General features: G+C 72.7%; 22 protein-coding genes. 13 read left to right on the plus strand and 9 right to left on the minus strand.

Annotated elements, in window-relative coordinates; translation table 11 throughout:
* Positions 1-5: 5 nt before the first annotated feature.
* A complete protein-coding gene (locus tag KK483_RS23625; RefSeq protein ID WP_262007231.1) occupies positions 6-980 on the plus strand; it encodes an ABC transporter ATP-binding protein in 975 nt (324 codons plus the stop codon).
* The gene (locus KK483_RS23630) at positions 973-2,040 is read left to right on the plus strand and encodes an ABC transporter ATP-binding protein (protein WP_313879476.1); all 1,068 of its coding nucleotides are present in this window, start codon (positions 973-975) and stop codon (positions 2,038-2,040) included. Before KK483_RS23625 ends, KK483_RS23630 begins: the two co-directional genes overlap by 8 nt.
* A gap of 28 nt (positions 2,041-2,068) precedes the next feature.
* Here the strand turns inward: KK483_RS23630 and KK483_RS23635 are convergent, their stop codons facing one another.
* Positions 2,069-2,683, minus strand: a complete 615-nt coding sequence (locus KK483_RS23635) for a GNAT family N-acetyltransferase (RefSeq protein ID WP_262007233.1) — start codon at positions 2,681-2,683, stop codon at positions 2,069-2,071.
* Positions 2,673-4,742, minus strand: coding sequence for a penicillin acylase family protein (locus KK483_RS23640; protein WP_262007234.1), 2,070 nt, complete (start codon positions 4,740-4,742; stop codon positions 2,673-2,675). Before KK483_RS23640 ends, KK483_RS23635 begins: the two co-directional genes overlap by 11 nt.
* 61 nt (positions 4,743-4,803) lie before the next feature.
* On the opposite strand from KK483_RS23640, the gene KK483_RS23645 reads away from it, so the two are divergent.
* Positions 4,804-5,532 (plus strand): siderophore-interacting protein, encoded by a 729-nt coding sequence (locus tag KK483_RS23645; protein WP_262007236.1) that lies wholly within the window; start codon positions 4,804-4,806, stop codon positions 5,530-5,532.
* An 843-nt stretch (positions 5,533-6,375) separates the two neighbouring features.
* On the opposite strand, the gene KK483_RS23650 is transcribed toward KK483_RS23645, so the two are convergent.
* Complete coding sequence (locus KK483_RS23650; RefSeq protein WP_262007237.1) at positions 6,376-6,681, minus strand: hypothetical protein; 306 nt, start codon at positions 6,679-6,681, stop codon at positions 6,376-6,378.
* Positions 6,682-6,693: 12 nt separating this feature from the next.
* Here KK483_RS23650 and KK483_RS23655 point away from each other — a divergent pair, with 12 nt between their 5' ends.
* Positions 6,694-6,984, plus strand: a complete 291-nt coding sequence (locus KK483_RS23655) for a hypothetical protein (RefSeq protein WP_262007238.1) — start codon at positions 6,694-6,696, stop codon at positions 6,982-6,984.
* A 90-nt stretch (positions 6,985-7,074) separates the two neighbouring features.
* Here the strand turns inward: KK483_RS23655 and KK483_RS23660 are convergent, their stop codons facing one another.
* A complete protein-coding gene (locus tag KK483_RS23660) occupies positions 7,075-9,225 on the minus strand; it encodes a S9 family peptidase (protein ID WP_262007240.1) in 2,151 nt (716 codons plus the stop codon).
* Positions 9,226-9,392: 167 nt separating this feature from the next.
* Here KK483_RS23660 and KK483_RS23665 point away from each other — a divergent pair, with 167 nt between their 5' ends.
* From KK483_RS23665 to pip, 5 genes are all read left to right on the plus strand, one after another.
* Positions 9,393-9,587, plus strand: coding sequence for a hypothetical protein (locus tag KK483_RS23665; RefSeq protein WP_262007242.1), 195 nt, complete (start codon positions 9,393-9,395; stop codon positions 9,585-9,587).
* A gap of 48 nt (positions 9,588-9,635) precedes the next feature.
* Positions 9,636-10,547: an N-acetyl-1-D-myo-inositol-2-amino-2-deoxy-alpha-D-glucopyranoside deacetylase gene (mshB, locus tag KK483_RS23670; RefSeq protein ID WP_262007244.1), complete on the plus strand. Its 912-nt coding sequence runs from the start codon at positions 9,636-9,638 to the stop codon at positions 10,545-10,547.
* A complete protein-coding gene (locus KK483_RS23675) occupies positions 10,544-10,945 on the plus strand; it encodes a DUF6113 family protein (RefSeq protein ID WP_262007246.1) in 402 nt (133 codons plus the stop codon). The genes mshB and KK483_RS23675 overlap by 4 nt, the downstream gene beginning before the upstream one ends.
* 172 nt (positions 10,946-11,117) lie before the next feature.
* Positions 11,118-13,262 (plus strand): hypothetical protein, encoded by a 2,145-nt coding sequence (locus KK483_RS23680; RefSeq protein WP_262007247.1) that lies wholly within the window; start codon positions 11,118-11,120, stop codon positions 13,260-13,262.
* Positions 13,263-13,337: 75 nt separating this feature from the next.
* Positions 13,338-14,336, plus strand: a complete 999-nt coding sequence (gene pip, locus KK483_RS23685; protein ID WP_262007248.1) for a prolyl aminopeptidase — start codon at positions 13,338-13,340, stop codon at positions 14,334-14,336.
* Here the strand turns inward: pip and KK483_RS23690 are convergent.
* Both KK483_RS23690 and KK483_RS23695 read right to left on the minus strand, forming a co-directional pair.
* Positions 14,296-15,138 carry a transglutaminase-like domain-containing protein gene (locus KK483_RS23690; protein WP_262007249.1) on the minus strand — a complete coding sequence of 281 codons (843 nt, stop codon included), beginning with the start codon at positions 15,136-15,138 and terminating at the stop codon, positions 14,296-14,298. The two genes, pip and KK483_RS23690, sit on opposite strands and share 41 nt — an antisense overlap.
* 17 nt (positions 15,139-15,155) lie before the next feature.
* Positions 15,156-16,190: a GNAT family N-acetyltransferase gene (locus KK483_RS23695; protein ID WP_262007251.1), complete on the minus strand. Its 1,035-nt coding sequence runs from the start codon at positions 16,188-16,190 to the stop codon at positions 15,156-15,158.
* Between the two features lie 139 nt (positions 16,191-16,329).
* Here KK483_RS23695 and fdxA point away from each other — a divergent pair, with 139 nt between their 5' ends.
* Positions 16,330-16,650 carry a ferredoxin gene (gene fdxA / locus KK483_RS23700; protein ID WP_242329678.1) on the plus strand — a complete coding sequence of 107 codons (321 nt, stop codon included), beginning with the start codon at positions 16,330-16,332 and terminating at the stop codon, positions 16,648-16,650.
* A gap of 152 nt (positions 16,651-16,802) precedes the next feature.
* Positions 16,803-17,921 carry a succinyldiaminopimelate transaminase gene (dapC, locus tag KK483_RS23705; RefSeq protein ID WP_262007254.1) on the plus strand — a complete coding sequence of 373 codons (1,119 nt, stop codon included), beginning with the start codon at positions 16,803-16,805 and terminating at the stop codon, positions 17,919-17,921.
* 124 nt (positions 17,922-18,045) lie between these two features.
* Here dapC and KK483_RS23710 read toward each other — a convergent pair whose 3' ends face one another.
* Both KK483_RS23710 and KK483_RS23715 read right to left on the minus strand, forming a co-directional pair.
* Positions 18,046-18,498 (minus strand): ATP-binding protein, encoded by a 453-nt coding sequence (locus tag KK483_RS23710; RefSeq protein ID WP_262007256.1) that lies wholly within the window; start codon positions 18,496-18,498, stop codon positions 18,046-18,048.
* A 775-nt stretch (positions 18,499-19,273) separates the two neighbouring features.
* Entirely contained in the window at positions 19,274-20,230 is a 957-nt protein-coding gene (locus KK483_RS23715; protein ID WP_262007258.1) for a hypothetical protein, read from the minus strand.
* 87 nt (positions 20,231-20,317) lie between these two features.
* Here KK483_RS23715 and dapE point away from each other — a divergent pair, with 87 nt between their 5' ends.
* Positions 20,318-21,397, plus strand: a complete 1,080-nt coding sequence (gene dapE / locus KK483_RS23720; protein WP_262007259.1) for a succinyl-diaminopimelate desuccinylase — start codon at positions 20,318-20,320, stop codon at positions 21,395-21,397.
* A 175-nt stretch (positions 21,398-21,572) separates the two neighbouring features.
* On the plus strand, positions 21,573-22,355 hold the full coding sequence (locus KK483_RS23725) for a TIGR00730 family Rossman fold protein (protein WP_262007260.1): 783 nt from the start codon (positions 21,573-21,575) through the stop codon (positions 22,353-22,355).
* Between the two features lie 152 nt (positions 22,356-22,507).
* Here KK483_RS23725 and folP read toward each other — a convergent pair whose 3' ends face one another.
* Positions 22,508-23,380, minus strand: coding sequence for a dihydropteroate synthase (gene folP, locus KK483_RS23730; RefSeq protein WP_262009661.1), 873 nt, complete (start codon positions 23,378-23,380; stop codon positions 22,508-22,510).
* Positions 23,381-23,429 lie beyond the last annotated feature (49 nt).

Below are 23,429 nucleotides of genomic sequence, written 5' to 3' on the forward strand. Positions count from 1 at the left end.
CCGCCATGCTGCTCGACGTACGCGATCTGCACGTGGAGTTCCGTACCCGCGACGGGATCGCCAAGGCCGTCAACGGGGTCTCGTACGCGGTCGACGCGGGCGAGACGCTCGCCGTCCTCGGCGAGTCCGGCTCCGGGAAGTCCGTCACGGCGCAGGCCGTCATGGGCATCCTCGACGCCCCGCCCGGCCGGATCACCGGCGGCGAGGTCCTCTTCCAGGGCCGGGACCTGCTGCGGCTCGGTGAGCGCGAGCGGCGCAAGGTGCGCGGCGCCGGAATGGCGATGATCTTCCAGGACGCCCTCTCGGCTCTCAACCCGGTGCTGACCGTGGGCGACCAGCTCGCCGAGATGTTCACCGTGCACCGCGGTATGTCCCGCAAGGACGCGCGGGCGAAGGCCGTCGAGCTGATGGACCGGGTCCGCATCCCGGCGGCCAAGGAGCGGCTCGGCCAGTACCCGCACCAGTTCAGCGGCGGAATGCGCCAGCGCATCATGATCGCCATGGCGCTGGCCCTGGAACCGGCCCTGATCATCGCCGACGAACCGACCACGGCGCTGGACGTCACCGTCCAGGCCCAGGTGATGGACCTGCTCGCGGAGCTCCAGCGCGAACTGGGCATGGGCCTCGTCCTCATCACCCACGACCTCGGCGTCGTCGCGGACGTCGCCGACCGGATCGCCGTGATGTACGCGGGCCGGATCGTCGAGACCGCCCCCGTCCACGACCTCTACAAGGCGCCCGCCCACCCGTACACCCGCGGACTGCTCGACTCCATCCCGCGCTTGGACGGCAAGGGCCGGGAGCTGTACGCGATCAAGGGCCTCCCGCCCAACCTCCTGCACATCCCGTCCGGCTGCGCCTTCCATCCGCGCTGCCCGATGGCCCAGGACGTGTGCACGACCGACGAGCCCGACCTCTTCGACGTGCGCCGGGACCGCGGCAGCGCCTGCTTCTTCTACCGGGAGTGCCTCCGTGGCTGAGCCGATCATCGAGGCCCGCGGCCTGTACAAGCACTATCCGCTCACCCGGGGGATCGTCCTCCGCAAGCAGGTGGGTGCGGTCAGGGCGGTCGACGGCGTCGACCTCGACCTGTTCCCCGGCGAGACGTTGGGCATCGTCGGCGAGTCCGGCTGCGGCAAGTCCACCCTCGCCAGACTGCTGGTGAGCCTGGAGCGGCCGACGCGCGGGGAGATCCGTTACAAGGGCGAGGACATCACCCGGCTCTCCGGGCGTGCGCTCAAGGCCGTGCGGCGCAACATCCAGATGGTGTTCCAGGACCCGTACACCTCGCTGAACCCGCGGATGACGGTCGGCGACATCATCGGGGAGCCGTACGAGATCCATCCGGAGGTGGCACCGAAGGGCTCGCGGCGGCAGAAGGTGCAGGAGCTGCTCGACGTCGTCGGCCTCAACCCGGAGTACGTGAACCGCTATCCGCACCAGTTCTCCGGCGGTCAGCGCCAGCGCATCGGCATCGCGCGCGGTCTCGCGCTGCGGCCGGAGGTCATCGTCGCGGACGAGCCGGTCTCGGCGCTCGACGTCTCCGTGCAGGCGCAGGTCGTCAACCTGATGGAGAGGCTCCAGGACGAGTTCGCCCTCTCGTACGTCTTCATCGCGCACGACCTGTCGATCGTCCGGCACATCTCCGACCGGGTGGGCGTGATGTACCTGGGGCGGATCGTGGAGACCGGGAAGGACGCCGAGATCTACGACCATCCGACGCACCCCTACACCCAGGCGCTGCTGTCGGCGGTCCCCGTGCCCGACCCGGACGCGCGCGAGCACCGGGAGCGGATCATCCTCACCGGGGACGTGCCCTCGCCGACGGACATCCCCTCCGGCTGCCGGTTCCGCACCCGCTGCTGGAAGGCACGGGAGCGATGCGCCCTGGAGGTGCCGGAGCTGGCGGTTCCGGCAGTCTTCCGGCTCACCGACGGGCCCGCGAAGCACGACTCGGCCTGCCACTTCGCCGAGCAGAAGCACGTGGTGCCGGGGGAGGGGGAGCTGGGCGGCCCCGGACAGGGAACCGCCCAGCACTAGAGGGTCCGTCGGATCGGTTCGCGCGGCGTCAGATCAGTTCGCGCGTCTCCGCCGTCTCGCGGTGGAGGATGGCCAGCCGGGCCCTCTTCTCCGGGAGGAAGACCTCCGGGAGGTCGATCTCGGGCAGCACGATCTCGGGCCCGATCTCGAAGCCGGTACGGGCCAGCCGCTCGACCGCCTTGGCGTTGCGGATGTCCGGCTCGGCAACGATTCTCCGCACCGACGGGTCCGCCAGGACGCAGACGACGAGCACGGACAGCATCGCTGCCGTGAAACCGGGGCGCGGCGCGCCCTGCGGGGGCCCGACCATCAGGTGGACACCGACGTCGCCCGGCTCGGTGGCGTAGCACTCGCTGACCCGGTCGGCCTCCGGGTCGTACGTCTGGAAGAGCATGACCGGCCGGCCCTCGCACTCGATCAGCCATGCGTGGTGGGTCGTCAGCCCGTCCATGTGCCGGTAGATCTCCAGGACCTCTTCGCGCGTCGCCTCGCCCATGCCCCAGAAGCGGGCGCGCTCCTGGGTGACCCAGGAGTGGATCGTGTCGACGTCGCGCTCCGGATCCAGGCGGCGGACCCGCACCGTCCCGAAACCGTCGAGGGCCTGCTCGTGCACGGCCCGGTCCTGCGAGGCGTCAGTGGTCATGCTGTCTCTCCTTGGCGAGCTTGTCGAAGTCGGTGACGACGGGCGCCAGGGCGCCGCGCAGCCACAGCGGCAGCTGGTCGCGGTGGTGGGCGTCGCCCGGGATGCCCCGGGCGCCCAGCGGGACCACCCAGAGGCTGTCCTCGCGCCGGGCGAGGTCCCATACGTAGCGGGCGGACGGGCCGCGCGCGCCGTGGTCGGTGAGGCCGGGGACGCTGGACGTGGCCAGCACGCAGTCGTGGTCGCCGGCCATCCCCGGCCACTCCTCGCCGGAGCCGTCGGCCGCGGGCAGAGCCTGCCAGGGCGCGAGCCGGTGCAGGTCGCCCCAGGTGGCCTCCGGCGGTGCGGCGGCGACCTCCTCCAGGGCCTGCCGCACGACGTCGGTCCGGTCGATGCCCGGCAGCAGCCGCGTCGTCAGCAGCCCTTCCAGCGCGTAGCCGGTCTTCACGACGAGCGCGAGCCAGGGCCGGAAGACGGCGGGATACGGCAGCGGCCCGGCGAGCGCGGCGAGCTCCGGGTGCGCGACGAGCCGCCGTACGACGGCGTGCCGCACCGCGGCGTAGGCGGCGGCGACGGTGCTGTCCGCGTCCATCCGGCGGTCCCAGCCCAGCAGCCGCTCGCGCAGCCCGGCGGCTTCGGGGGCGAGCCCGTCGAGACCGGCGATCAGCTCCAGCAGTGGGGCGGCGGAGGCGAGATGGGTGTCCATGTGCACGGCCGCCATGTCCGGGGCGGTCCAGCCCTTCGACTCCCGCAGCAGCTCGGCGATGCGGTCCGCGCGGTGCGGGGGCGCGAACTCGACGCCGAGCGGCCCGGCGAGACGGCGCTCGTTGGCCATGACGGCGAAGTCCTCGACCTCGGCGCGGGGCATCGGCTCGTGCCAGCCCCGCCACTCGTGCGCAGGCTCCCACGCGGGCACGATCCGCAGCCCGTTGTCGTCGTGCCGCAGCGGTACGCGCCCGGCGGTGCGGTGCAGCAGCCCGCCGGCGGTGTCCGCGGCCTGGACGACGTTCACGGGCTCGACCCAGCGGTCGAAGGCCCGGTCGACGTCGGCGACGCTCCGGGCGCGCAGCAGCGCGGGGATCGCGGCGAAGCCGAGCTCGGCGGTGACGCGCGGGATGTAACGCAGGCTGATGGCCTCCGCGATGCCGTCGCCCTCCGGCGCGGCGCCGATGATCACCGGGCCGCGTTCCGTCTCGACGATCTCGACGGTGACGGGCTCGGCGCCCGAGACCTCGACGGTCTCGGTGTGGTGGGAGGCCGGGCGCCAGCCGTCGGGGCCGAGCGCTTCGAGCCCTCCGGGCGCCCGGCGCAGCCGCTCCCGGTACACGTCCTGGTAGTCGGCCATGGCGTTGGTGATCGCCCAGGCGACGCTGCCCGTGTGGGCGAAGTGGGGGACACCGGGGACCCCGGGGAAGGCCAGGCCCACGACGTCGTACTCGGGGCAGACCAGATGGACCTGCTGGTAGACGCCGGGGTCCTCGATGAAGCGGTGCGGGTCGCCCGCGATGATCGGGGCGCCGCTGGCGGTGCGGTCCGCGGTGACCAGCCAGCCGTTGGAGCCCGCCGTCGCCGGGCCGTCCACCGCGAAGAGGTCGATCGCCTCGTCGCCGAGGCGCGTGGCGACCTCCTCGCGCCACAGCTTGGTCGGGAAGCCCGCGAAGAGGATGTGGGTGGTGAGCCAGATCGACAGCGGCGTCCAGGGGTCCCACTCCCCGGGCGCGAGACCGCACCTCGCGAACTCGGGCGCCGCCGCCGCGCCTTCCGCGAGGCCGGCGCGCACCCCGTCGACGTACGCCGCCACCCACGCGCGCGTCTCGGCGTCCAGCGCCTCGTAGCAGCGCCGCGCGGTGTCGTCGAGCCGCGCCTGCCGGGCGAAGCGGTCCCAGACGACGGCCTCCTCACCCAGGAAGGCGGCCGTCGTGCCCCGCGCCCGGTGCCGCTCGATCTCCAGCTGCCAGGCCCGGTCGACCGCCGCGTTGTGCCCCTGGGCGAAGGCGAGTTCGTTCGCGCTGCCCGCGCGCAGATGGGGGATGCCCCAGCTGTCCCGGTAGACCTCGGTCACCCGGTCCTCCTTTAGGTTAGGCTGACCTAACCTTAACCGGCGCGATGGGGAGGAGAGCACGGTGGGGCATGGCTGGGAGGGCGTCGTCCTCAAGTTGTTTCGGGGCAAGGACTTCGCATTCACGGTGACCGGCGCCGAGCAGGTCACCGAGCGGTACCGGCGGGTCCACCTCGCCGACGGCGGCATGCTCGGCGCGACCGGGGTGCACCCGACGATGTGGGTGCGGCTCTGGTTCGACAGTGCGGGCAAACCGCATCAGCGCGCCTACACCCTAGTGGACCCCGACCCGGAGGCCGGCACCTTCAGCCTGGAGTTCGCGCTGCACGACGGGTGCGCGAGCGACTGGGCGCGGAAGGCCGGTCCCGGCGACACCATCGAGGCGACCCTCCAGGGCACCGGCTTCACCGTCCCCGACCCGCTGCCGTCCCGGCTGTTCGTGATCGGCGACCCGGCGTCGCTGCCCGCAATCAACTCCCTGCTCGGCTCGATGCCGGAAACCCCGGCGACCGTCTGGTTCGAGACCCCGCACGAGTCCGATGCCGAGCTGCCGCTCCGCGCCGGCGCCCCGCACCACGAGGTGCGCCATGTGCCGCGCCGCGACGAGGGCGCGCACCTGGTCGCGGAGGTCCGGGCCGCGCTTCCGGGTCTGCTCGGGGACGACCCGGCACAGGCGTACGTCTGGATAGCCTGCGACACCGCGACCACCCGCACCCTGACATCGTACGTCCGCAAGGAGCTCGGCCTGCCCAAGGACCGGGTCCACTCGCTGGGCTACTGGCGGTCGTTCTAGTCGCGGTATTTGTTCCGGAATCTCGTTAACGCTCAGGCAACTTCGCCGAAGCGGCTCCGATATACGAACGCGTCACCCTGATCTCCGTACGGCCGTGCGGGTGCCGTTCGGACCGGCCGGGACGCGTCATGTCGCCCCGGCCGGTCGTCTTTTCCTTCCTTCCTCGTTGCCGCCGCCCGGGTGGAATCTCGCGTCCCGACGGGTGCGGCTCCCGCTCGTCGCTTGCGCTGCGCTGAGGAATATGACGGACACACATGCGAATCGGGGCGTGCCGTAACGCGCACAACTGCAGTGTGTTCACTTCACGTTCCGCGAGGAAGGCATCTGGTGAGTCGTAAAACGATCCGTAATTCCCGCGTGAGAACAGCCGCATTGGTTTCGGCGAGCACGCTCGCCCTGGCGCTCAACGTCGTTCCGAGTACCGCGGCTTTCGCAGACGCCATCCAGAGGGCTGGTCACGGGCACAGCCTTGGACTGCCCGGTCCGAACGGCGTCACGTCCGCCGACCGCGACGATGACCGCGACCGCGGGCCGAAGGGGGACCGTGGGCCCAAGGGAGACCGCGGGTCGAAGGGGGACCGGGGCAAGGTCGGGCCGCAGGGCCCGCAGGGTGTCCCGGGTTCCCAGGGACCGCAGGGCGACATCGGTGTCGGTACGCAGGGCCCACAGGGCGACGTCGGCGCGCAAGGCCCACAGGGCCCGGAGGGCGACGGCGTCGGTGAGCAGGGTCCGCAGGGAACGCAGGGGGTTCCGGGTGCGACCGGCGCCCAGGGGCCGCAGGGCGACATCGGTGTGGGTGTGCAGGGGCCGCAGGGTCCCCGGCACGACCGGTGCGGCAGGCCCTCAGGGCGACCCGGGTGCGACCGGCGCCCAGGGGCCGCAGGGTGACATCGGCGTGGTGTGCAGGGTCCGCAGGGCGACGCCGGTGCTGATGGTGCGACCGGCGCGCAGGGTCCGCAGGGTGACGCGGGTCCGCAGGGTGCTACCGGTGGGACCGGTGCGCAGGGTGTGCAAGGCGAGACTGGTGCTCAGGGCACGCAGGGTGACACCGGTGCGCAGGGCGCGCAGGGTGCCACCGGTGCCACTGGTGCGCAGGGCGTGCAAGGTGACACCGGTGCTCAGGGCACGCAGGGCACCGCCGGTGCGCAAGGCGCGCAGGGTGTGCAGGGCAGCACCGGTGTGCAGGGTCCGCAGGGTTTCCAGGGCGACCAGGCCGCTCTCGTCGGCTACATCAACATCGACCAGACTCCGGCGGCCAACGAGTCGAGCGTCGAGTGTGAGGAGGGTGACCTCGCCACCGGAGGGGGCTTCGACCCTGCGACCGACTCGACCGTCGACTACGACGGGCCGATCCCCGCGGTCCAGGGTGCCGAGCCCACCGGGTGGCAGGTCACGAGCGAGTCGGCGAACGTCCTTACCGCTTACGTCGTCTGTCTCGACCGGACGCCGTAGACGGGACGACACGGTCGAGCGAAGCACAGGGCGAGACCCCGGGGCAGCACATGCCCCGGGGTCTCGCCCTGTCGGCGCCCGGTGGACGCGTTACGCCATGCCCAACGCCCGCTTCAGGAAGTCCACTTGTAGAAGCAGCAGGTTCTCCGCCACCTGCTCCTGCGGAGTCATGTGCGTCACTCCACTGAGCGGCAGCAGTTCATGGGGGCGCCCGGCCGCCAGCAGGGCCGAGGACAGGCGGAGGCTGTGGGCCATCACCACATTGTCGTCTGCGAGGCCATGGATGATCATCAGCGGCCTCGTCGGCTCCACCGCCCCGCTCAGACCGTCGTCCGTGACGAGCGAGTTCGCCGCGTACACCTCAGGGTGGTCACCCGGCAGGCCGAGATACCGCTCCGTGTAATGGGTGTCGTACAGCCGCCAGTCCGTCACCGGTGCCCCCGCGACCCCCGCGTGGAAGACGTCCGGCCGCCGCAGCACCGCCAGCGCGGCCAGATAGCCGCCGTACGACCAGCCCCGGATCGCCACCCGGCCGAGATCCAGCGGGTACCGCCCGGCCAGGTCCCGCAGCGCGTCGATCTGGTCGTCCAGGGTCAGCGTGAAGTCGTCCTTGACCGCCTTCTCCCAGGCCGGCGAGCGGCCCGGCGTGCCGCGCCCGTCCGCGACGACCACCGCGAAGCCCTGGTCCGCGAACCACTGGGAGGTGAGATGCGGATTGTGTGCCGCGACCACACGCTGACCGTGCGGCCCGCCGTACGGGTCCAGCAGCACGGGGAGTGCACCGTCCGACTCCGTGTACCCGGTCGGCAGCAGCACGGCGCACGGAATGCGCCGTGCGCCACCCTCGGTGAAGGTCACCCGGGCCGACAGCACCGCACGCTCCGCGTGCGAGGCGATCACCGCGACCTGCTTGCCCTCCCGCAGCACCTGCACCGTCGTCCCGCCCACCTCCGGCCGCGCCGACGCCAGCACCGTCACCGCCCCCGACCGTACGGCCGAGTGCACCCCCGCGCCCTCGGAGACCCGCTCGAAGCCCAGCTCGTTGACCCGGTACACATGGATCTCGCCGGTCTCGGGCAGCTCCGCTTCCTCACCCGCCGACGCCGAGATCAGGACATCCGAATCGCCGATGTCCAGCACCGCCCGCACATGCAACTGCGCCCCGGTCAGCGGCCGGTCACCCACCGCCAGGACCCGCGCGCCGCCCTCGTCCGCGACCCGCACCAGCCGCCCGTCCGGGGCCCAGGCGGGCGCCCCGGCCGCCGGCTCCACCCACACCGGGTCCTCGTCCACGTGCACCGTGCGCGTCGCACCCGTCTCCTCGTCCACCGCGAGATGGAGCGCCGTGCGCTGGTCCCGGGTCTGGACGAGCAGCAGCGGCGCCCCCGACGTCGACCAGTGCACACGCGCGAGGTACGGATACCGCTCCCGGTCCCAGACGACCTCGGTCCGCGCCCCGTCGAGCCCCACCAGACAGAGCCGCACCTCCGCGTTGGCCGTCCCCGCCGCCGGGTACGCGACCGGCGCCGGCTCCCGGTCCGGATGCGCCGGGTCCGCCATCCACCAGCGCTGTACGGGCTCCTCGTCGACGCGCGCCACCAGCAGCCGGTCGCTGCCGGGCCCCCACCAGAACCCGCGCGTCCGGCCCATCTCCTCCGCCGCCAGGAACTCCGCGACGCCGTAGGTCGTCCGCGCGTTCTCCGGCTCGGCCAGGGCCCGGTCCCCGTCGCCCTCCGCGCCGATCACCCGCAGCGCGCCCTTCGCCGCGTACGCCACGAACCGCCCGTCCGGCGACGGCCGCGGGTCGATCACCGGCCCCGCCGCGGGCAGTTCACGCGCCGTCCCGGCCCGCAGCTCCGCCGTGAACAGCCGCCCCGACAGCGCGAAGGCCGCCAACTCCGCCTCGCTGTCCACGGCGTAGCCCACGATGCCGCCGGACCCCTCACGGCTGCGCTCCCGGCGCGCCCGCTCCTCGGCCGGCAACTCCTCCTCGGCGCCGCCCAGCAGCGCCTCGGGATCCGCGGCGACCCGCTCGCGCACCTCCCCTTCGAGGTCCAGCACCCACAGCCCGTGGGCCCGCTCCGTCCCTGACGGGGAGCGCAGGAACACCACCCGGGAGCCGTCCGGCGACACCGTGAACGCACGCGGTGCGCCCAGCATGAAGCGCTGCGTTCTGGCGTACTGGCGGGGGAAGGAGAGCGGGGCCGGTGCCGGGTGGGACTGCTGCTGCCTGGAGGTCATGTGGCCGAATCTAGTGCCGTGCGCCCCCGTGTGCTGCCGTGCTCCGATCAATGCGTGCGAGCGGATAGTTATGATCCGTACCGCCAGGTGGGTATGAACCTCCCGGCACAGGCAGGCTGACCGTTTCCGACCGTGTTTCTGTCGACCATCTGTGGAGGTGAACCGCCGTGGCACTCTCGATTTCGGCGGTGGTGCTGCTGGCGATCATCGTCTTCCTGCTCGTCAAGAAAGCGGGACTGAAGGCCGGGCACGCAGCCGTGTGCATGCTGCTCGGCTTCTATCTGGCCAGCTCGTCCATCGCGCCCACGATCAGCGAGCTGACCACGAACGTGGCGGGCATGATCGGCGGCATCAAGTTCTAGGGGCTTCCGCTTCCGGGACCGGTCGCGCGGCCTCGTAGGCTGGGGGCCATGACGGACCCGGACCTGCCGGCCCGTCGTCTGCTGCTGGTGCACGCGCACCCCGACGACGAGTCGATCAACAATGGCGCCACCATGGCGCGGTACGCCGCCGAGGGCGTCCATGTCACGCTCGTGACGTGCACCCTCGGCGAAGAGGGCGAGGTCATCCCGCCCGAGCTCGCCCATCTCGCCGCCGACAAGGAGGACCGGCTCGGTCCGCACCGGATCGGCGAACTGGCCGCCGCCATGGCCGAGCTGGGCGTCTCGGACCACCGCTTCCTCGGCGGCCCCGGCCGCTTCCGCGACTCCGGGATGATGGGCCTGTCCCAGAACCGGCGCCCCGGTGCCTTCTGGAGCACGGACGTCGACGAGGCCGCCCCGTACCTCGTCGAGGTGATCCGCACGGTACGGCCGCAGGTCCTCGTCACGTACGACCCCAACGGCGGCTACGGCCACCCCGACCACATCCAGGCGCACCGTGTCGCGATGCGGGCGGCCGAACTCGCCGCCGAGCCGGCGTTCCGCCGCGATCTCGGCAGCCCCCACACCATCGCCAAGATCTACTGGAACCGGGTGCCGCGCTCAGTCGCCGAGGAGGGCTTCGCACGCCTGCGGGCCATGGCGGCCGAATCCGGGACGGCCGTGGCATTCCCCGGCATCGCGGAAGTCGGCGACATTCCCGGCGTCGTGGACGACTCGGAGATCACCGCCGGGATCGACGGCACCGCGTACACCGGCCGGAAGGCGGCGGCGATGCGCGCCCACGCCACCCAGATCGCGGTCGACGGCCCCTTCTTCGCGCTGTCGAACGACCTCGGCCAGCCCCTGTTCACCAGCGAGTACTACCAGTTGGTCCGTGGCGAATCCGGCGCACCCGCCGGTGAGCGTGAGAGCGACCTGTTCGAGGGAGTGGCGTCATGACCGAGCCCGGAGCGTGGCTGACGGGTTCCCCGAGACCCGGACGGATCGCCGCCTACCTCGGCCTCGCCGTCCTCGGCTTCGTGGTGGGGACCGCCGGCTCGCTGGTCCAAACCGCCTGGTTCCCGGGCGGGTTGCTGCTGGCGCTGCTCGGTACGGCGGGGGCGTTCTACGGCGGACTGCGCACCGCCGGCACCCAGCTGGGCGTCCTCGCCCCCGCGGGTGGCTGGATCGTGGCGGTGCTGCTGCTGAGCGCGGGGCGCCCGGAGGGCGACGGTCTTTTCGCGGGTGGTCTCGGCGAGATCGTCTTCCTGCTGGGCGGAATGGCCGTGGCTGTGATCTGCGCCACGATGACGCGGTTGCCGCAATCGGGCGCCTCCGACGGCCGACTTGGCACGTGACGTGTCCTGTCTCAGGCCGAAATGACCACGCACACCTGGGCCGGTGCGGAACCCCGCTTCCCCCAGTCGCGGGGTGCGGACCGGCGGCGGCCAGTATGGTGGTGCGCGCCGCCGAGCCGCCCGCAGTGGTACCAGAAAGAACGGGCGGCGGAGCCAATCGGGAGAACCTGCTTTGAGTCGTGAAACTGAGAGTTCGTCCTCCGGCCCGCAGGGCCGGGGCGGAGCCGCGTACCCCTCGGGGACACCGCCGTACGGATCCCGCCAGTATCCGTCGCTGCACCCCACGCAGGACGCTCCGGACGAGAGAGCCGAGCCTGCGGCCTCTCCGCAGCCGGACGAGCCCAAGACCGAGACCACGCTGACCACGCGCATCCGGATCAACATCCCGGGTTCGCGGCCGATTCCGCCGGTCGTCATGCGTACGCCGATGAGCGACATCGACGCGCGCAAGAACGCGGGCGGCCCGAACGGTGCGCCCGGCACGGGCGGTGCCGGCGGTGCGAACGGCCGCGAGGGCGAGCGGGCGGCGGAGCGCACCGGCGCCACGCCGCGGCCCTCGGGAGTCACGGACGCACCGGCCGCGCGGGGTGGCGCCGGTCCGCGCGCGGAGGTGCCGCCGCCCGCGGCGGAGAAGCCGGCCGAGGAGAAGACCAGCGACTGGTTCGCGCCGCGCAAGGCGCCGGCCCCTGCACCGGCCGCGCCGCCCGCCCCTTCGGCGCCGTCCGCTCCCGTTCCGGGTCCGGCGGCCGCTCCCGACGGGCCGAATCCGCATGCCGGTCCCGGCGGACCGGGTGGTCCGGGTGCGCCCGGTGGTCCCCGCGGGCCGCGTCCCGGTGGCTCGCTGAGCGACCTCGCGGCCCAGGCGGACGCGCCGGGTGTCGGCCGCGGCACGCCGCCGTTCGGTGTGCGCCCGCCCGGCGCCCAGGGCCGGCCGGGACCCACCGGCCCCACGACGGGTCCGGCCAGCGGCAGTTCGCCGTTCGCCCCCGGGGCCGGTGGCGGTGTGCCGCAGATGAGCGACGACACGGCCGTGCTGACCCCGCAGAAGCACGCGGGTCCGGGCTCGGGCATGGGCATGGGCCAGGGACCGGGTCCCTCGGCCCCTGGCGGCAATGTCTCGGGTGACACGCTCACGAGCGGCATCCCGGTGGTTCCCTCCCCGGAGCACCGTTCGCCGTTCGCGCCCCTCGTACCGGGCCAGAGCGGCCCGGACGCGGCACCTTGGCCGCCCTCCGGCCCCGGCGACTTCTCGGCGCCGGACTTCCCCGGCCCGGCCACGCCGGCGCACGTCGCGCCCGGCCCGTCGCCGTCCCCTTCCCCGGCCGCGCCGGGGCCCGGGGCCTCGTCGTCCTCCCGTTCCGCCGCCAAGAAGGGCCGGTCCAAGCTGGTCCTGGCCGGCGCGGGCGTGTTCGGCGTGCTCGTCGTCGCGTACGGCGCGGGCCTGCTGCTGAACCACTCCGAGGTCCCCAAGGGCACCACAGTCCTCGGCGTCGACATCGGCGGCGGCACGAAGGCGGACGCGGTCGCCACGCTCGAATCGGCGCTGGGCGAGCGGACCAAGGCCCCCCTCCAGCTCACGGTGGACGGCAAGAAGGCCCAGCTGGCCCCGGACAAGGCGGGTCTCAGCCTGGACAGCCAGGCCACCGTCCGCGACGCCGCCGGCAGCGACTACAACCCGGTCTCCGTCATCGGCACCCTCTTCGGCGGCGAGCGGGAGACCCAGCCGGTCATCCCGGTCGACGAGGAGAAGCTGCAGGTCGCCCTCGCCGACCTGGCGGGCACCTCCGGCACGGCCAGCGAGGGCACGATCCGCTTCGAGCCCAACAAGGTCATCGCCGTACCGGGCAAGGCCGGCAAGGCCCTGGACATCGGTCAGTCGACGATCTCGGTCAGGGACGCGTACCGCGCCCAGGTCGAGACCGGCACGACGAACGTGGTCGAGCTGCCGGTCGGCACCCGCGAGCCCACCATCACCAAGGCCGAACTGGACCGGGCGATGAAGGAGTTCGCCGAGCCCGCGATGTCCGGCCTGGTCACGATCAAGGCGGGCGGCAAGGAGATCCAGTTCGGCCCGGCGCGCTCGCTCCCGAAGATCCTTTCCATGAAGGCGATCGACGGCCGGCTCGTCGAGGTCTACAACAAGCAGGCCATCGACGAACTGCTGGACGGCGCCTTCGACGGGATCACGATCACCAAGGGCGACGGCAAGGAGTACCCGGTCTCGGCCGACGACGTCGCCTCCGCGATGCAGAAGGCGCTCCTCGGCAAGACCCCGGCCGAGCGCACCCAGACGATCGAACTCAACCCCCAGGGCTGAGACACCGGCCGCCCCGGAGCCCCCCGCCCGAACCTCGGGCGGGGGGCTCTCGCCGCGAGTGGAGGAGTACGAGAAGTGGATCACCTGTACCCGCCGATCGAACCCTACGAGACCGGGATGCTCGACGTCGGCGACGGCAACCTCGTGTACTGGGAAGTCTGCGGCAATCCCGAGGGCAAAGCCGCGCTCGTCGTCCACGGCGGACCGGGATCGGGGTGCGGGACCGTTGCGCGCAGGCACTTCGACCCGGACCGGTACCGGATCGTCCTGTTCGACCAGCGGGGATGCGGCAGCAGCACACCGCACGCGAGCGACCCCTCGACGGACATGAGCCACAACACCACCCGGCATCTGATCGCCGACATGGAGCTGCTGCGGGAGCACCTGGACGTCGGCAAATGGCTGCTGTACGGCGGCTCGTGGGGCTCCACGCTGATCCTGGCCTACGCCGAGCAGCACCCGGAGCGCGTCTCCGAGATCGTCATCACCGGCGTCACCACCACCCGCCGCTCCGAGAGCGACTGGCTCTACCGAGGCGTCGGCCGCTTCTTCCCCGAGCAGTGGGACCGTTTCCTCGCCGGCGCCCCCGGAACACCGCGCGACGGCGACCTCGTCGCGGCCTACGCCGCCCTGGCCGGGCACGCCGACCCCGCGGTCAGGGCCAAGGCCACGGCCGACTGGTGCGCCTGGGAGGACGCCGTCGTGTCCGCGGAGACGAAGGGCGCCTCCAACCCGTACAGCGACAGGCCCTCGGCGGCCCGACTCGCCCTGGTGCGCATCTGCTCCCACTACTTCTCCCACGGCGCATGGCTGGAAGAAGGCGCCCTGCTGCGCGACGCCCACCGCCTGGCGGGCATTCCGGGCGTGCTGGTCCACGGCCGGCTCGACATGGCCGGTCCGCTGCACACCGCCTGGGAGCTCTGCCGCGCCTGGCCCGATGCCGAGCTGATCGTCGTGGAGGACTCGGGGCACATGGGGAACGACACCGCACGCGGCCATGCGCTCGCGGCGCTGAACCGCTTTGCCGACGGCGTCAGTTCAGCATCGAACGCGCCGCGCGGGCCCGGCGTCTGATCGTCGCGGCCGTCGCGGGTTCCACCGCCGCGAGGATGTCGGCGTACGCGTCCATCTCCGAAGCCCCCGTGAGGAAGTCGCCGCGCTGCACCAGCAGCTGGGCGCGCTCGAAGCGGAGGCGGGCGGGGTGGGAGGGGAGGAGGAGGGAGAGGTCGATCGCCCACAGGGCGACGTCCGAGCGCTCCGGGCGCGCGGCGGACCAGGCGCGGATGTTGTTGAGGATGCGCAGGACGATCTGCAGCGGGGTCGCCGGGACCAGCATCGAGGGGTCGAGAGGCGCGCCTGTCGCGCCCACGACGAGGAGCTCGGCGTCCGCGCCCGTCAGCAGGCTGCCGCCCGCGAAGGGGTCGGCCAGCACCGGGCGCCCGGGGTCGCCGAAGCCGACGACGAAGTGGCCCGGGAGGGCGATGCCGTAGACGGGAGCACCGGCCCGGCGGGCGACCTCCAGCCAGACGACGGAGAGCAGGATGGGCAGCCCACGGCGGCGCCGGAGCACCTCGTGGAGCAGGGAGGACTCCAGGCGCTGGTAGCAGCCGGGCGTGCCGCGGAAGCCGCAGCGCTCGCCGAGGAGCGCGGCCAGGGCCGCGACCCAGGACTCCGGCTCCCCGGCGCCGTACGGCAGCAGCCCCGCAAGCCGGTCCAGTTCGATCTGGGCGGCGTCCAGGCCCGCCTCGTCCAGTGCCGGGTCGGCCTCCGCACCCACCAGCAGGCACAGCGTCGCGAGGTCGGGCCGTTCGGAGCGGGCCTCCTCGGCGAACCGGCGCCTCCACCGCGTGGCCTCCGGGTGGTGTGGGGGGTGCATATGCGTCTCGTACCCGCTCAGGAAGATCGGGAGTAGCGGAGGGGGTGCCGGAAATGGTGGTAGTGGTGATGGACGGCGAAGCCCATCCCCTCGTACAGCGCCCGCGCCGCGTCGTTGTCCGACTCGACCTGGAGCCAGGCGGCCGAGGCCCCCTCGTCCAGGGCGCGGCGCGCAAGCGCCGTCATCACGGCTGTCGCCAGGCCCTGCCTGCGGGACGCGGGGTCCACCTCCACCGCCATGAAGCCCGCCCAGCGGCCGTCCACCACACAACGGCCGATCGCCGCGGGGACCTCCGATGCGCCAGGTATGGTCGCGAACCACACGGACGGGCCGCTGGACAGGACCTGCACCATATGAGGGCCAGGGCCAGGGCCAGGGCCAGGGGCAGCGGACCGCTGGTAGCGCCGTAGCCACGCCTCGTCGACGGACCGCCCCAGCCGCACCCGCTCCACGTCCGCGTCCAGGTCGCCGACGGGCGCGAGCGCGCCGATGCGCAGCTCAGCCGACACCTCCCGCTCCCAGCCGTGCCGTTCCAGCTCCGCGCAGAGCGCCTCCTGCGTGTCCGCCGCCCCCGTCGCGGTCTGGACGTACGCCGGAAGCTCGCGCTCCGCGTACCACTCCCGGACCCGTGTCAGGGCCTCGTCCAGCGGCAGCCCCGGGTCCCCGAGCGGCAGCGCCGAGTTCGCCCGCCGGGTGAAGCCGGACGACGCGCGCAGCAGCCAGTCGCCGAGCGGCTCGCTCTCCACCGGCTGCCAGGCCCGGGCCGACACCCGCGCCAGCTCCTCGTAGGGGGCCGCGGGACCGCGTCTGCGGGCCGGCGCGGAGGGCACAACCTTGCCCGCGACCAGCGACGATTCCGGGATGCGGACGGTTTCCCCGGTCCTTCGTGTGATCAGCAGCACAGCATCGTCCCAGGATGTGAGAACGCCGACCGTGTCCGTGAACGTTTCCGACCCGGTCCCGGGTTCGGCGCGTCGGCGTACCGAAACACGTTTTCCCACGTCAGACGGGGTGATTCGGACCTCCAGACGTCCGCCCGCAGTGAATTCCACAGCTCAGTCCTCCCCTCCTGTTCGGATCATCCCCAGGAACGGAGATACTAGGTGCGGGCATCGACGACGCCGCGCTCCCGCGCAGCCCCGCGGCGAGCCGCAGACCGGACGCCGCGCCCTACCGAGGAGGAACGACAGCGTGACCTACGTCATCGCGCAGCCTTGTGTCGACGTCAAGGACAAGGCATGCATCGAGGAGTGCCCCGTCGACTGCATCTACGAGGGCCAGCGGTCCTTGTACATCCACCCGGACGAGTGCGTCGACTGTGGTGCTTGTGAGCCGGTCTGCCCGGTCGAGGCGATCTTCTACGAGGACGACACTCCTGAGGAGTGGAAGGACTACTACAAGGCGAACGTCGAGTTCTTCGACGAGCTCGGTTCGCCCGGTGGCGCCTCCAAGCTGGGCCTGATCGAGCGCGACCACCCCTTCGTCGCCGCTCTGCCGCCGCAGAACGGCTGATCGCGCGACCTCGGTCCCGTACGGTGCGTCCGCCGTGCGGGGCCGTGGCGTTTCGGCCGGGGCGTCCCGGCCGCCACGTCCTGGCCGCCGCGTCCCGGCCGCCGCGTTTCGGTCGTGGCGTTTCGTACGCACGAGAAAGTGAGCCCCCGCCCGTGAGTGCAGTCTCTTCGCGCCTCCCCGTCTTCCCGTGGGACAAGCTGGAGCCGTACAAGGCGACCGCTGCCGCCCACCCGGACGGCATCGTGGACCTGTCCGTCGGCACCCCCGTCGACCCGGTCCCTGCCCTGATCCGGCAGGCCCTCGTCGCGGCCGCGGACTCGCCGGGCTATCCGACGGTGTGGGGGACCGCCGCGCTGCGTGACGCGATCGTCGGCTGGTGCGAGCGCAGGCTCGGCGCGGTGTCCTTCACGCACACGAACGTGCTGCCGGTGGTGGGCTCCAAGGAACTGGTCGCCTGGCTGCCGACCCAGCTGGGCCTGGGGCCCGGCGACAAGGTCGCCTATCCGCGGCTGGCGTACCCCACGTACGAGGTCGGCGCCCGACTGTGCGGGGCGACGCCCGTCGTGTACGACACGGAGGCATTCGCTGCTGACGCCGCGGGCGCCGGGCTCGACCCCTCCGGGCTGAAGCTGCTCTGGCTGAACTCCCCGTCGAACCCGACCGGTCGGGTCATCGCCAAGGACGAGCTGACCCGGATCGTGGCCTGGGCGCGCGAGCACGGTGTGCTCGTCTTCAGCGACGAGTGCTACCTGGAGCTGGGCTGGGAGGCCGAGCCCGTCTCCGTCCTGCACCCGGACGTCTGCGGTGGCACGTACGAGGGCATCGTGTCCGTCCACTCGCTCTCCAAGCGCTCGAACCTGGCGGGGTACCGCGCCGCGTTCATCGCGGGGGACGCGGCCGTGCTGGGCGAGCTGCTCCAGATCCGCAAGCACGGCGGCATGATGACGCCCGCACCGGTGCAGGCGGCGACGGTCGCGGCGCTCGGCGACGACGTGCATGTGGCGGAGCAGCGGGCGCGGTACGCGGCGCGGCGGGAGGCCCTCCGTGAGGCGCTGCTGAAGCACGGCTTCCGGATCGAGCACAGCGAGGCGAGCCTCTATCTGTGGGCGACCCGCGGCGAGCCCTGCTGGGAGACCGTCGGGCACATGGCCGAGCTGGGCGTTCTCGTGGCCCCGGGGGACTTCTACGGGGCTGCGGGCGAGCGGTTCGTGCGGGTGGCCTTCACGGCGACGGACGAGCGCGTGGAGGCGGCGGTGAAGCGCCTCGGCTGAGGCGGGGCGGCGCGCGGGCCGTAGCAGGCCGTAGCAGGCCGTACGGAGGGGTCCTGGGGAGTTACGCACCCCCCAGGACCCCTCCGCGTACCGCTGCCGGGCTGCTACCGGGCTGCCGACCGGCTCACCGGCCGAGCGTCGTGCCGGTGGGCAGCAGCGCGCCCGCGTCCGGGATGCCGCCGGCGGTCAGCGACTCGGCGGACGGCGCGGCGTGCTGGGTCGCCGTCGCGGTGGTGTCGCCCAGCAGGGTGGCGGCGCTGCCGGCCGTGTCGCCGGCCGTGTCCTGCGCGGCGGGGATACCGGTGCCGGCCGCCTGGCGGACGGTGTCGCTCGTGGCCGGCAGACCGCCGACGAGCGTGCCACCCGCCTCGTTCGCCAGGCCGGACGCCTGCCGCGTGGCGGTGTCCGCGGTGTCGCCGACGACGGCGCCGTCGACCTGGGTCAGGCCGCCGCCCAGGTTCTGGGTGGGCGCAAGGTCCACGGCACTTGCGGAGCCGGCCGCACCGACCACGGGAGCTGCACCGGCTGCGACGAGCAGCGCGGCACGGGCGATCCGGCGGGTCAGGGGGAGGGACATGATGCTCCTTCGACGAGAGAACGTTGGTGTTGCCTGTCCGGCGGTCGGACGCAGTGACAACCGCCTTTGGGCCCGTGATGGTTGCGGTGGCCGAAGGTAAAGAATTGGCAATGCATCGCATTATCTGCTGTGGACAAAAACGGGCGAACATTGCGGGGACGGGCAGGGTGCTGAACCGTCACTTCCCTTTCGGACCAGGGGAATTGGCGACTTTCGTCGAACGGGTCCGAACGGCCCGGAGAAACATCGCCCGCTGAGGCAACGGGGCCCACTGATGAGTGAATCGGCGGGTGCGTGTGCGATACGGAATGTGACGGCGACTGCGGTCGCGGGACCCTGCGGAAACCCCGTCGCGCGCCGGGCGGGATTCGCGGATGTGCCGGAGGGCCTAGGAGTGTCCGGTGGGTCATGCTGGGCTCGCGACGCCCTGCGGCTCCGTCTCCCGCGTTGTCGTCGGTCGCCGACTCCCCCGTAGCCCTTCGGGCACGGGAGGGGCCCCCACCGCGTTGTCTCCCTGCTCCCTCTTGGATCCGAAGCCCCATGATCCGCTCGCTGATCCAGCCTGTTCCATCGGACGGGCCCTAGGTCGTGTCCATGCGGTGGGGCACCTCCCGTGCCCGAAGGGCCACGGGGGTGGCGCACCTCCCAGGTGCAAGCTCTGGGGGGGGCATGCCAGGCGTCGCGGGGCAGACGGGGCTGTGAAGACTCCGTCCTCCGCTTTGCGATCGCACGCGCCAGACGCCGCCGGGCCCGCCCTTCGGGCGGAAGACGCTCCCTAGCGGGCGGCGACGCGGATCGTGACCTCGCCCGTGCCCGCTTCCGACTCCGCCGCGCGCCAGCCCTCGTCCGCCTCGTTCGCGCTCCACGCGCGCCCGGCGTACGAGACCTCCTCGATGTTCAGCGCGGCCGCCTGGGCGACCGCCCAGTGCGCCAGCTCCCAGCCGCGCTGCGAACCCGAGGCGGAGGCCGCGTCCTTGCCCCTGCCCGCGCCCGTCGGCGCGGCTACGGGGAGGGCCAGCTCGGACGACCCCTCCACACGGGCGGGCAGCACGCCCTTGCCGAAGGAGCGCGTCAGCTCGGAGCGCACCTTCGCCAGGTCGCCCGGGCCCGTCTGGCGCCCGCCCGAGCAGGTCAGCGCCGCGGAGGCGCGGCCGGTGAGCGCGGCGGAGAGGAGCGAGGCGTCCGGCTCGTGCTTCGCGTACGCCTGCGGGAAGCCGCTGCGCTGCACGCGCTGGGCCGCCTCGGTCAGCGGCAGCCGCGAGTAGCCGGGCACCTTGGCGAGGTGGTCGTAGAACTGCCCGGCGGAGTACACCGGGTCGAGGATCTGCTGCGGGGTTCCCCAGCCCATGGAAGGGCGCTGCTGGAAGAGACCGAGCGAATCGCGGTCGCCGTGCCGGATGTTGCGCAGCGCCGACTCCTGGAGCGCCGTCGCCAGCGCGATGGTGACCGCCCGTTCCGGCATCCCGCGCGTGGTGCCGACGGCCGAGATCGTGGCGGCGTTGGCGGCCATCTCGGGCGTGAGCTCGTACTGCGTACCGGAGCCGGAGCCGGAGCCGGAGCCGGAGCCCGATCCGGAGCCCGAGCCTTCGGTCGCACGCACGACGCACCGAGGCGCCCCGCCGCCGCTCAGGTACTGCACCGCCACATACGCGACGAGGGCCAGCAGCACGATGAGCGCGGCCGCGATGCGCAGTGGGCGGCCGCGCCGAGCGGGGGAGGCGGTCTCGGTCACGCCGCCCACCGTACCGGCCCGCGCCCCCACCTCTCCAAGTGCTGGTGGGGGGCGGGGCCGCGCGGCGCGGACGCTAGGGTCGTGGGCATGTCCGACACCGCGCTCGATCTCACCCTGGACGGCCCGGCGCTGACCGCCCGGCTCGTCGACTTCCCCTCCGTCAGCGGCAATGAGAAGGCCCTCGCCGACGCGATCGAGGAGGCGCTGCGCGCCCTGCCGCACCTCAGGGTCGACCGGCACGGCAACAACGTCGTCGCCCGCACCGACCTGGGGCGCGCCGAGCGGGTCGTCCTCGCCGGGCACATCGACACGGTGCCGATCGCCGACAACGTCCCCTCCCGGCTGGACGAGAACGGCATCCTGTGGGGCTGCGGCACCTCGGACATGAAGTCGGGCGTCGCCGTCCAGCTGAGGATCGCCGCGACCGTCCCTGAACCCAACCGCGACCTCACCTTCGTCTTCTACGACAACGAAGAGGTCGCTGCACACCTCAACGGTCTCGGGCATGTGGCCGACGCCCACCCCGACTGGCTGAAGGGTGACTTCGCCGTCCTGCTGGAGCCGTCCGACGGACAGGTCGAAGGCGGCTGCCAGGGCACGCTCCGCGTTCATCTCCGTACGGCCGGTGAGCGCGCACACTCCGCGCGCAGCTGGATGGGCTCCAACGCCATTCACGCGGTCGGCCCGATCCTCGCCCGTCTGGCCGACTACGAGCCGCGCCGCCCGGTGATCGACGGGCTCGAGTACCACGAGGGGCTCAACGCCGTCGGTATCGAGGGCGGCGTCGCCACGAACGTCATCCCCGACGAGTGCACCGTCGTGGTCAACTACCGCTACGCGCCGGACCGCAGCATGGCGGAGGCGGAGGCCCACGTCCGCGAGGTCTTCGCGGACTGCGGAGTCGCCGAGTTCATCGTGGACGACCACACGGGCGGGGCGTTGCCCGGGCTGTCGCACCCGGCGGCGGCCGCGTTCATGGCGGCGGTCGGCGGCACGGCGCAGCCGAAGTTCGGCTGGACCGACGTCTCACGGTTCAGCGCGCTCGGGGTCCCCGCCGTGAACTACGGACCCGGCGACCCCATCTTCGCCCACAAGCGGGACGAGCACGTCGCCGTCGACAAGATCACGCACTGCGAGCGGCGGCTCCGGGACTGGCTCACCTCGTAGGCCGGTCGTGGAGCCGCCGCACGAGCCGTCGCGGCGCGGGCAGGCCCGCGCCAACCGGCGCCGCGGAGCCGTCACCGCCTGACCTCTCACTGTCCGACCTCCGGAATTTCGCTCCCGTCCACCTCTCTCGACCTACCCTGACCTGGAACGAGCACCGCACCGGAGGGAGCAGGTCATGGGCAGTCCCGAGGAAGCACGGCGGCCGGAGGAGCAGCGACTGGGCCCGGTGGTCCGCCGCAGGGAGCAGATCCAGCCCGGCACCACGGACCAGCGCCTGCTGGACACCGAGGGCGACTCCGAGTGGGTGCACACCGATCCCTGGCGGGTCATGCGCATCCAGTCGGAGTTCGTGGAGGGTTTCGGCGCCCTCGCCGAACTGCCCAGCGCCATCAGCGTCTTCGGCTCCGCGCGCACCGCTCCCGGCAGCTCGGAGTACGACGCGGGCATCCGCATCGGCAGGGCGCTCGCCGATGCCGGCTTCGCCGTGATCACCGGTGGCGGACCGGGCGCGATGGAAGCGGCCAACAAGGGCGCGCGCGAGGCCAAGGGCATCTCCGTCGGGCTCGGCATCGAGCTGCCGTTCGAGCAGGGGCTGAACCCGCACGTCGACATCGGCGTGAACTTCCGCTACTTCTTCGTCCGCAAGACGATGTTCGTGAAGTACGCGCAGGGCTTCGTCGTGCTCCCCGGCGGCCTCGGCACCCTGGACGAGCTCTTCGAGGCCCTCACGCTCGTCCAGACCCGCAAGGTCACCCGCTTCCCGATCGTGCTCTTCGGCACGGCGTACTGGTCCGGCCTCGTCGACTGGCTGCGTGACACGGTCGTCGCGCAGGGCAAGGCGTCCCAGCGCGACCTGCTGCTCTTCCACGTGACGGACGACGTGGACGAGGCGGTCGCCCTGGTCACCAAGGAGACCGGCCCGCCGGCCCCGGTCTCCTTCGAGGGCTACGAGGCATAGGCGCGGCGGGACGGCGGCCCGGGCGCCCCGCCCGGGCCCCGGTCAGGCCCCGTCCGGGTTCCGCCCGGGCCCCGGTCAGGCCCCGTCCGGGTTCCGCCCGGGCCCCGGTCAGGCCCTGCCCGGGTCGCGCCCGGACCCTGGTCAGGTCCCGGTCAGGCCAGGCCGCGACGGGCCACCGCCGGGGCGCGGTGGCCCGCGATGGACGCCACCATGTCCAGCACCTGGCGGGTCTCGGCCACCTCGTGCACGCGGTACACCCGCGCCCCCAGCCACGCCGACACCGCGGTCGTCGCGAGCGTGCCGATGACCCGTTCCTTCACCGGCCGGTCGAGCGTCTCGCCGACGAAGTCCTTGTTCGACAGGGAGACCAGCACCGGCCAGCCCGTCTCGGCCATCTCACCGAGCCGCCGGGTCGCCTCCAGCGAGTGCCGGGTGTTCTTCCCGAAGTCATGACCCGGGTCGATCAGGATCGCGTCGCGGCGCACCCCCAGCTCCGCCGCCCGCTCGGCCAGCCCCTTCGTCACCCGCAGGATGTCCGCCATGACGTCGTCGTAGGCGATCCGGTGCGGGCGCGTGCGCGGCTCGGCGCCGCCCGCGTGCGTGCACACCAGGCCCACCCCGTACCGCGCCGCCACCTCGGCCAGCTTCGGATCGACGCCGCCCCACGCGTCGTTCAGCAGGTCCGCGCCCGCCTCGCAGACGGCCGCGCCCACGTCGTGCCGCCAGGTGTCGACGCTGATCACCACGTCCGGGAAGCGCCGGCGCACCTCGGCGACGAAGCCGACCGTGCGGCGTGCCTCCTCCTGGGCGGTCACCTCCTCGCCGGGTCCCGCCTTCACGCCGCCGATGTCGATGATGGCGGCGCCCTCCGACACCGCCTGCTCGACGCGGGCGAGTGCGGGCTCGTCGCGGAACGTCGCGCCCTGGTCGTAGAAGGAGTCCGGGGTCCGGTTCACGATCGCCATGATCACCGGCTCGTGCGCGTCGAATTCGCGTCGTCCCAGCCGCAGAGTCCCGCTGCGCATCCCCTGCATCCCCTGCATGCCCTGATTCCTCCTCGCGATCCGTCACCTG

This window comes from Streptomyces sp. FIT100, from assembly GCF_024584805.1.
GTDB lineage: Bacteria > Actinomycetota > Actinomycetes > Streptomycetales > Streptomycetaceae > Streptomyces.

What these genes read in the sequence shown, in the direction of transcription:
- KK483_RS23625 (WP_262007231.1), top strand. Translation starts at nt 6, where the DNA reads ATGCTGCTCGACGTACGCGATCTGCACGTGGAGTTCCGTACCCGCGAC.
- KK483_RS23635 (WP_262007233.1), bottom strand. Translation starts at nt 2,683, where the DNA reads ATGACCACTGACGCCTCGCAGGACCGGGCCGTGCACGAGCAGGCCCTC.
- KK483_RS23660 (WP_262007240.1), bottom strand. Translation starts at nt 9,225, where the DNA reads ATGACCTCCAGGCAGCAGCAGTCCCACCCGGCACCGGCCCCGCTCTCC.
- mshB (WP_262007244.1), top strand. Translation starts at nt 9,636, where the DNA reads ATGACGGACCCGGACCTGCCGGCCCGTCGTCTGCTGCTGGTGCACGCG.
- KK483_RS23675 (WP_262007246.1), top strand. Translation starts at nt 10,544, where the DNA reads ATGACCGAGCCCGGAGCGTGGCTGACGGGTTCCCCGAGACCCGGACGG.
- KK483_RS23690 (WP_262007249.1), bottom strand. Translation starts at nt 15,138, where the DNA reads ATGCACCCCCCACACCACCCGGAGGCCACGCGGTGGAGGCGCCGGTTC.
- KK483_RS23710 (WP_262007256.1), bottom strand. Translation starts at nt 18,498, where the DNA reads ATGTCCCTCCCCCTGACCCGCCGGATCGCCCGTGCCGCGCTGCTCGTC.
- dapE (WP_262007259.1), top strand. Translation starts at nt 20,318, where the DNA reads ATGTCCGACACCGCGCTCGATCTCACCCTGGACGGCCCGGCGCTGACC.
- KK483_RS23725 (WP_262007260.1), top strand. Translation starts at nt 21,573, where the DNA reads ATGGGCAGTCCCGAGGAAGCACGGCGGCCGGAGGAGCAGCGACTGGGC.
- folP (WP_262009661.1), bottom strand. Translation starts at nt 23,380, where the DNA reads ATGCGCAGCGGGACTCTGCGGCTGGGACGACGCGAATTCGACGCGCAC.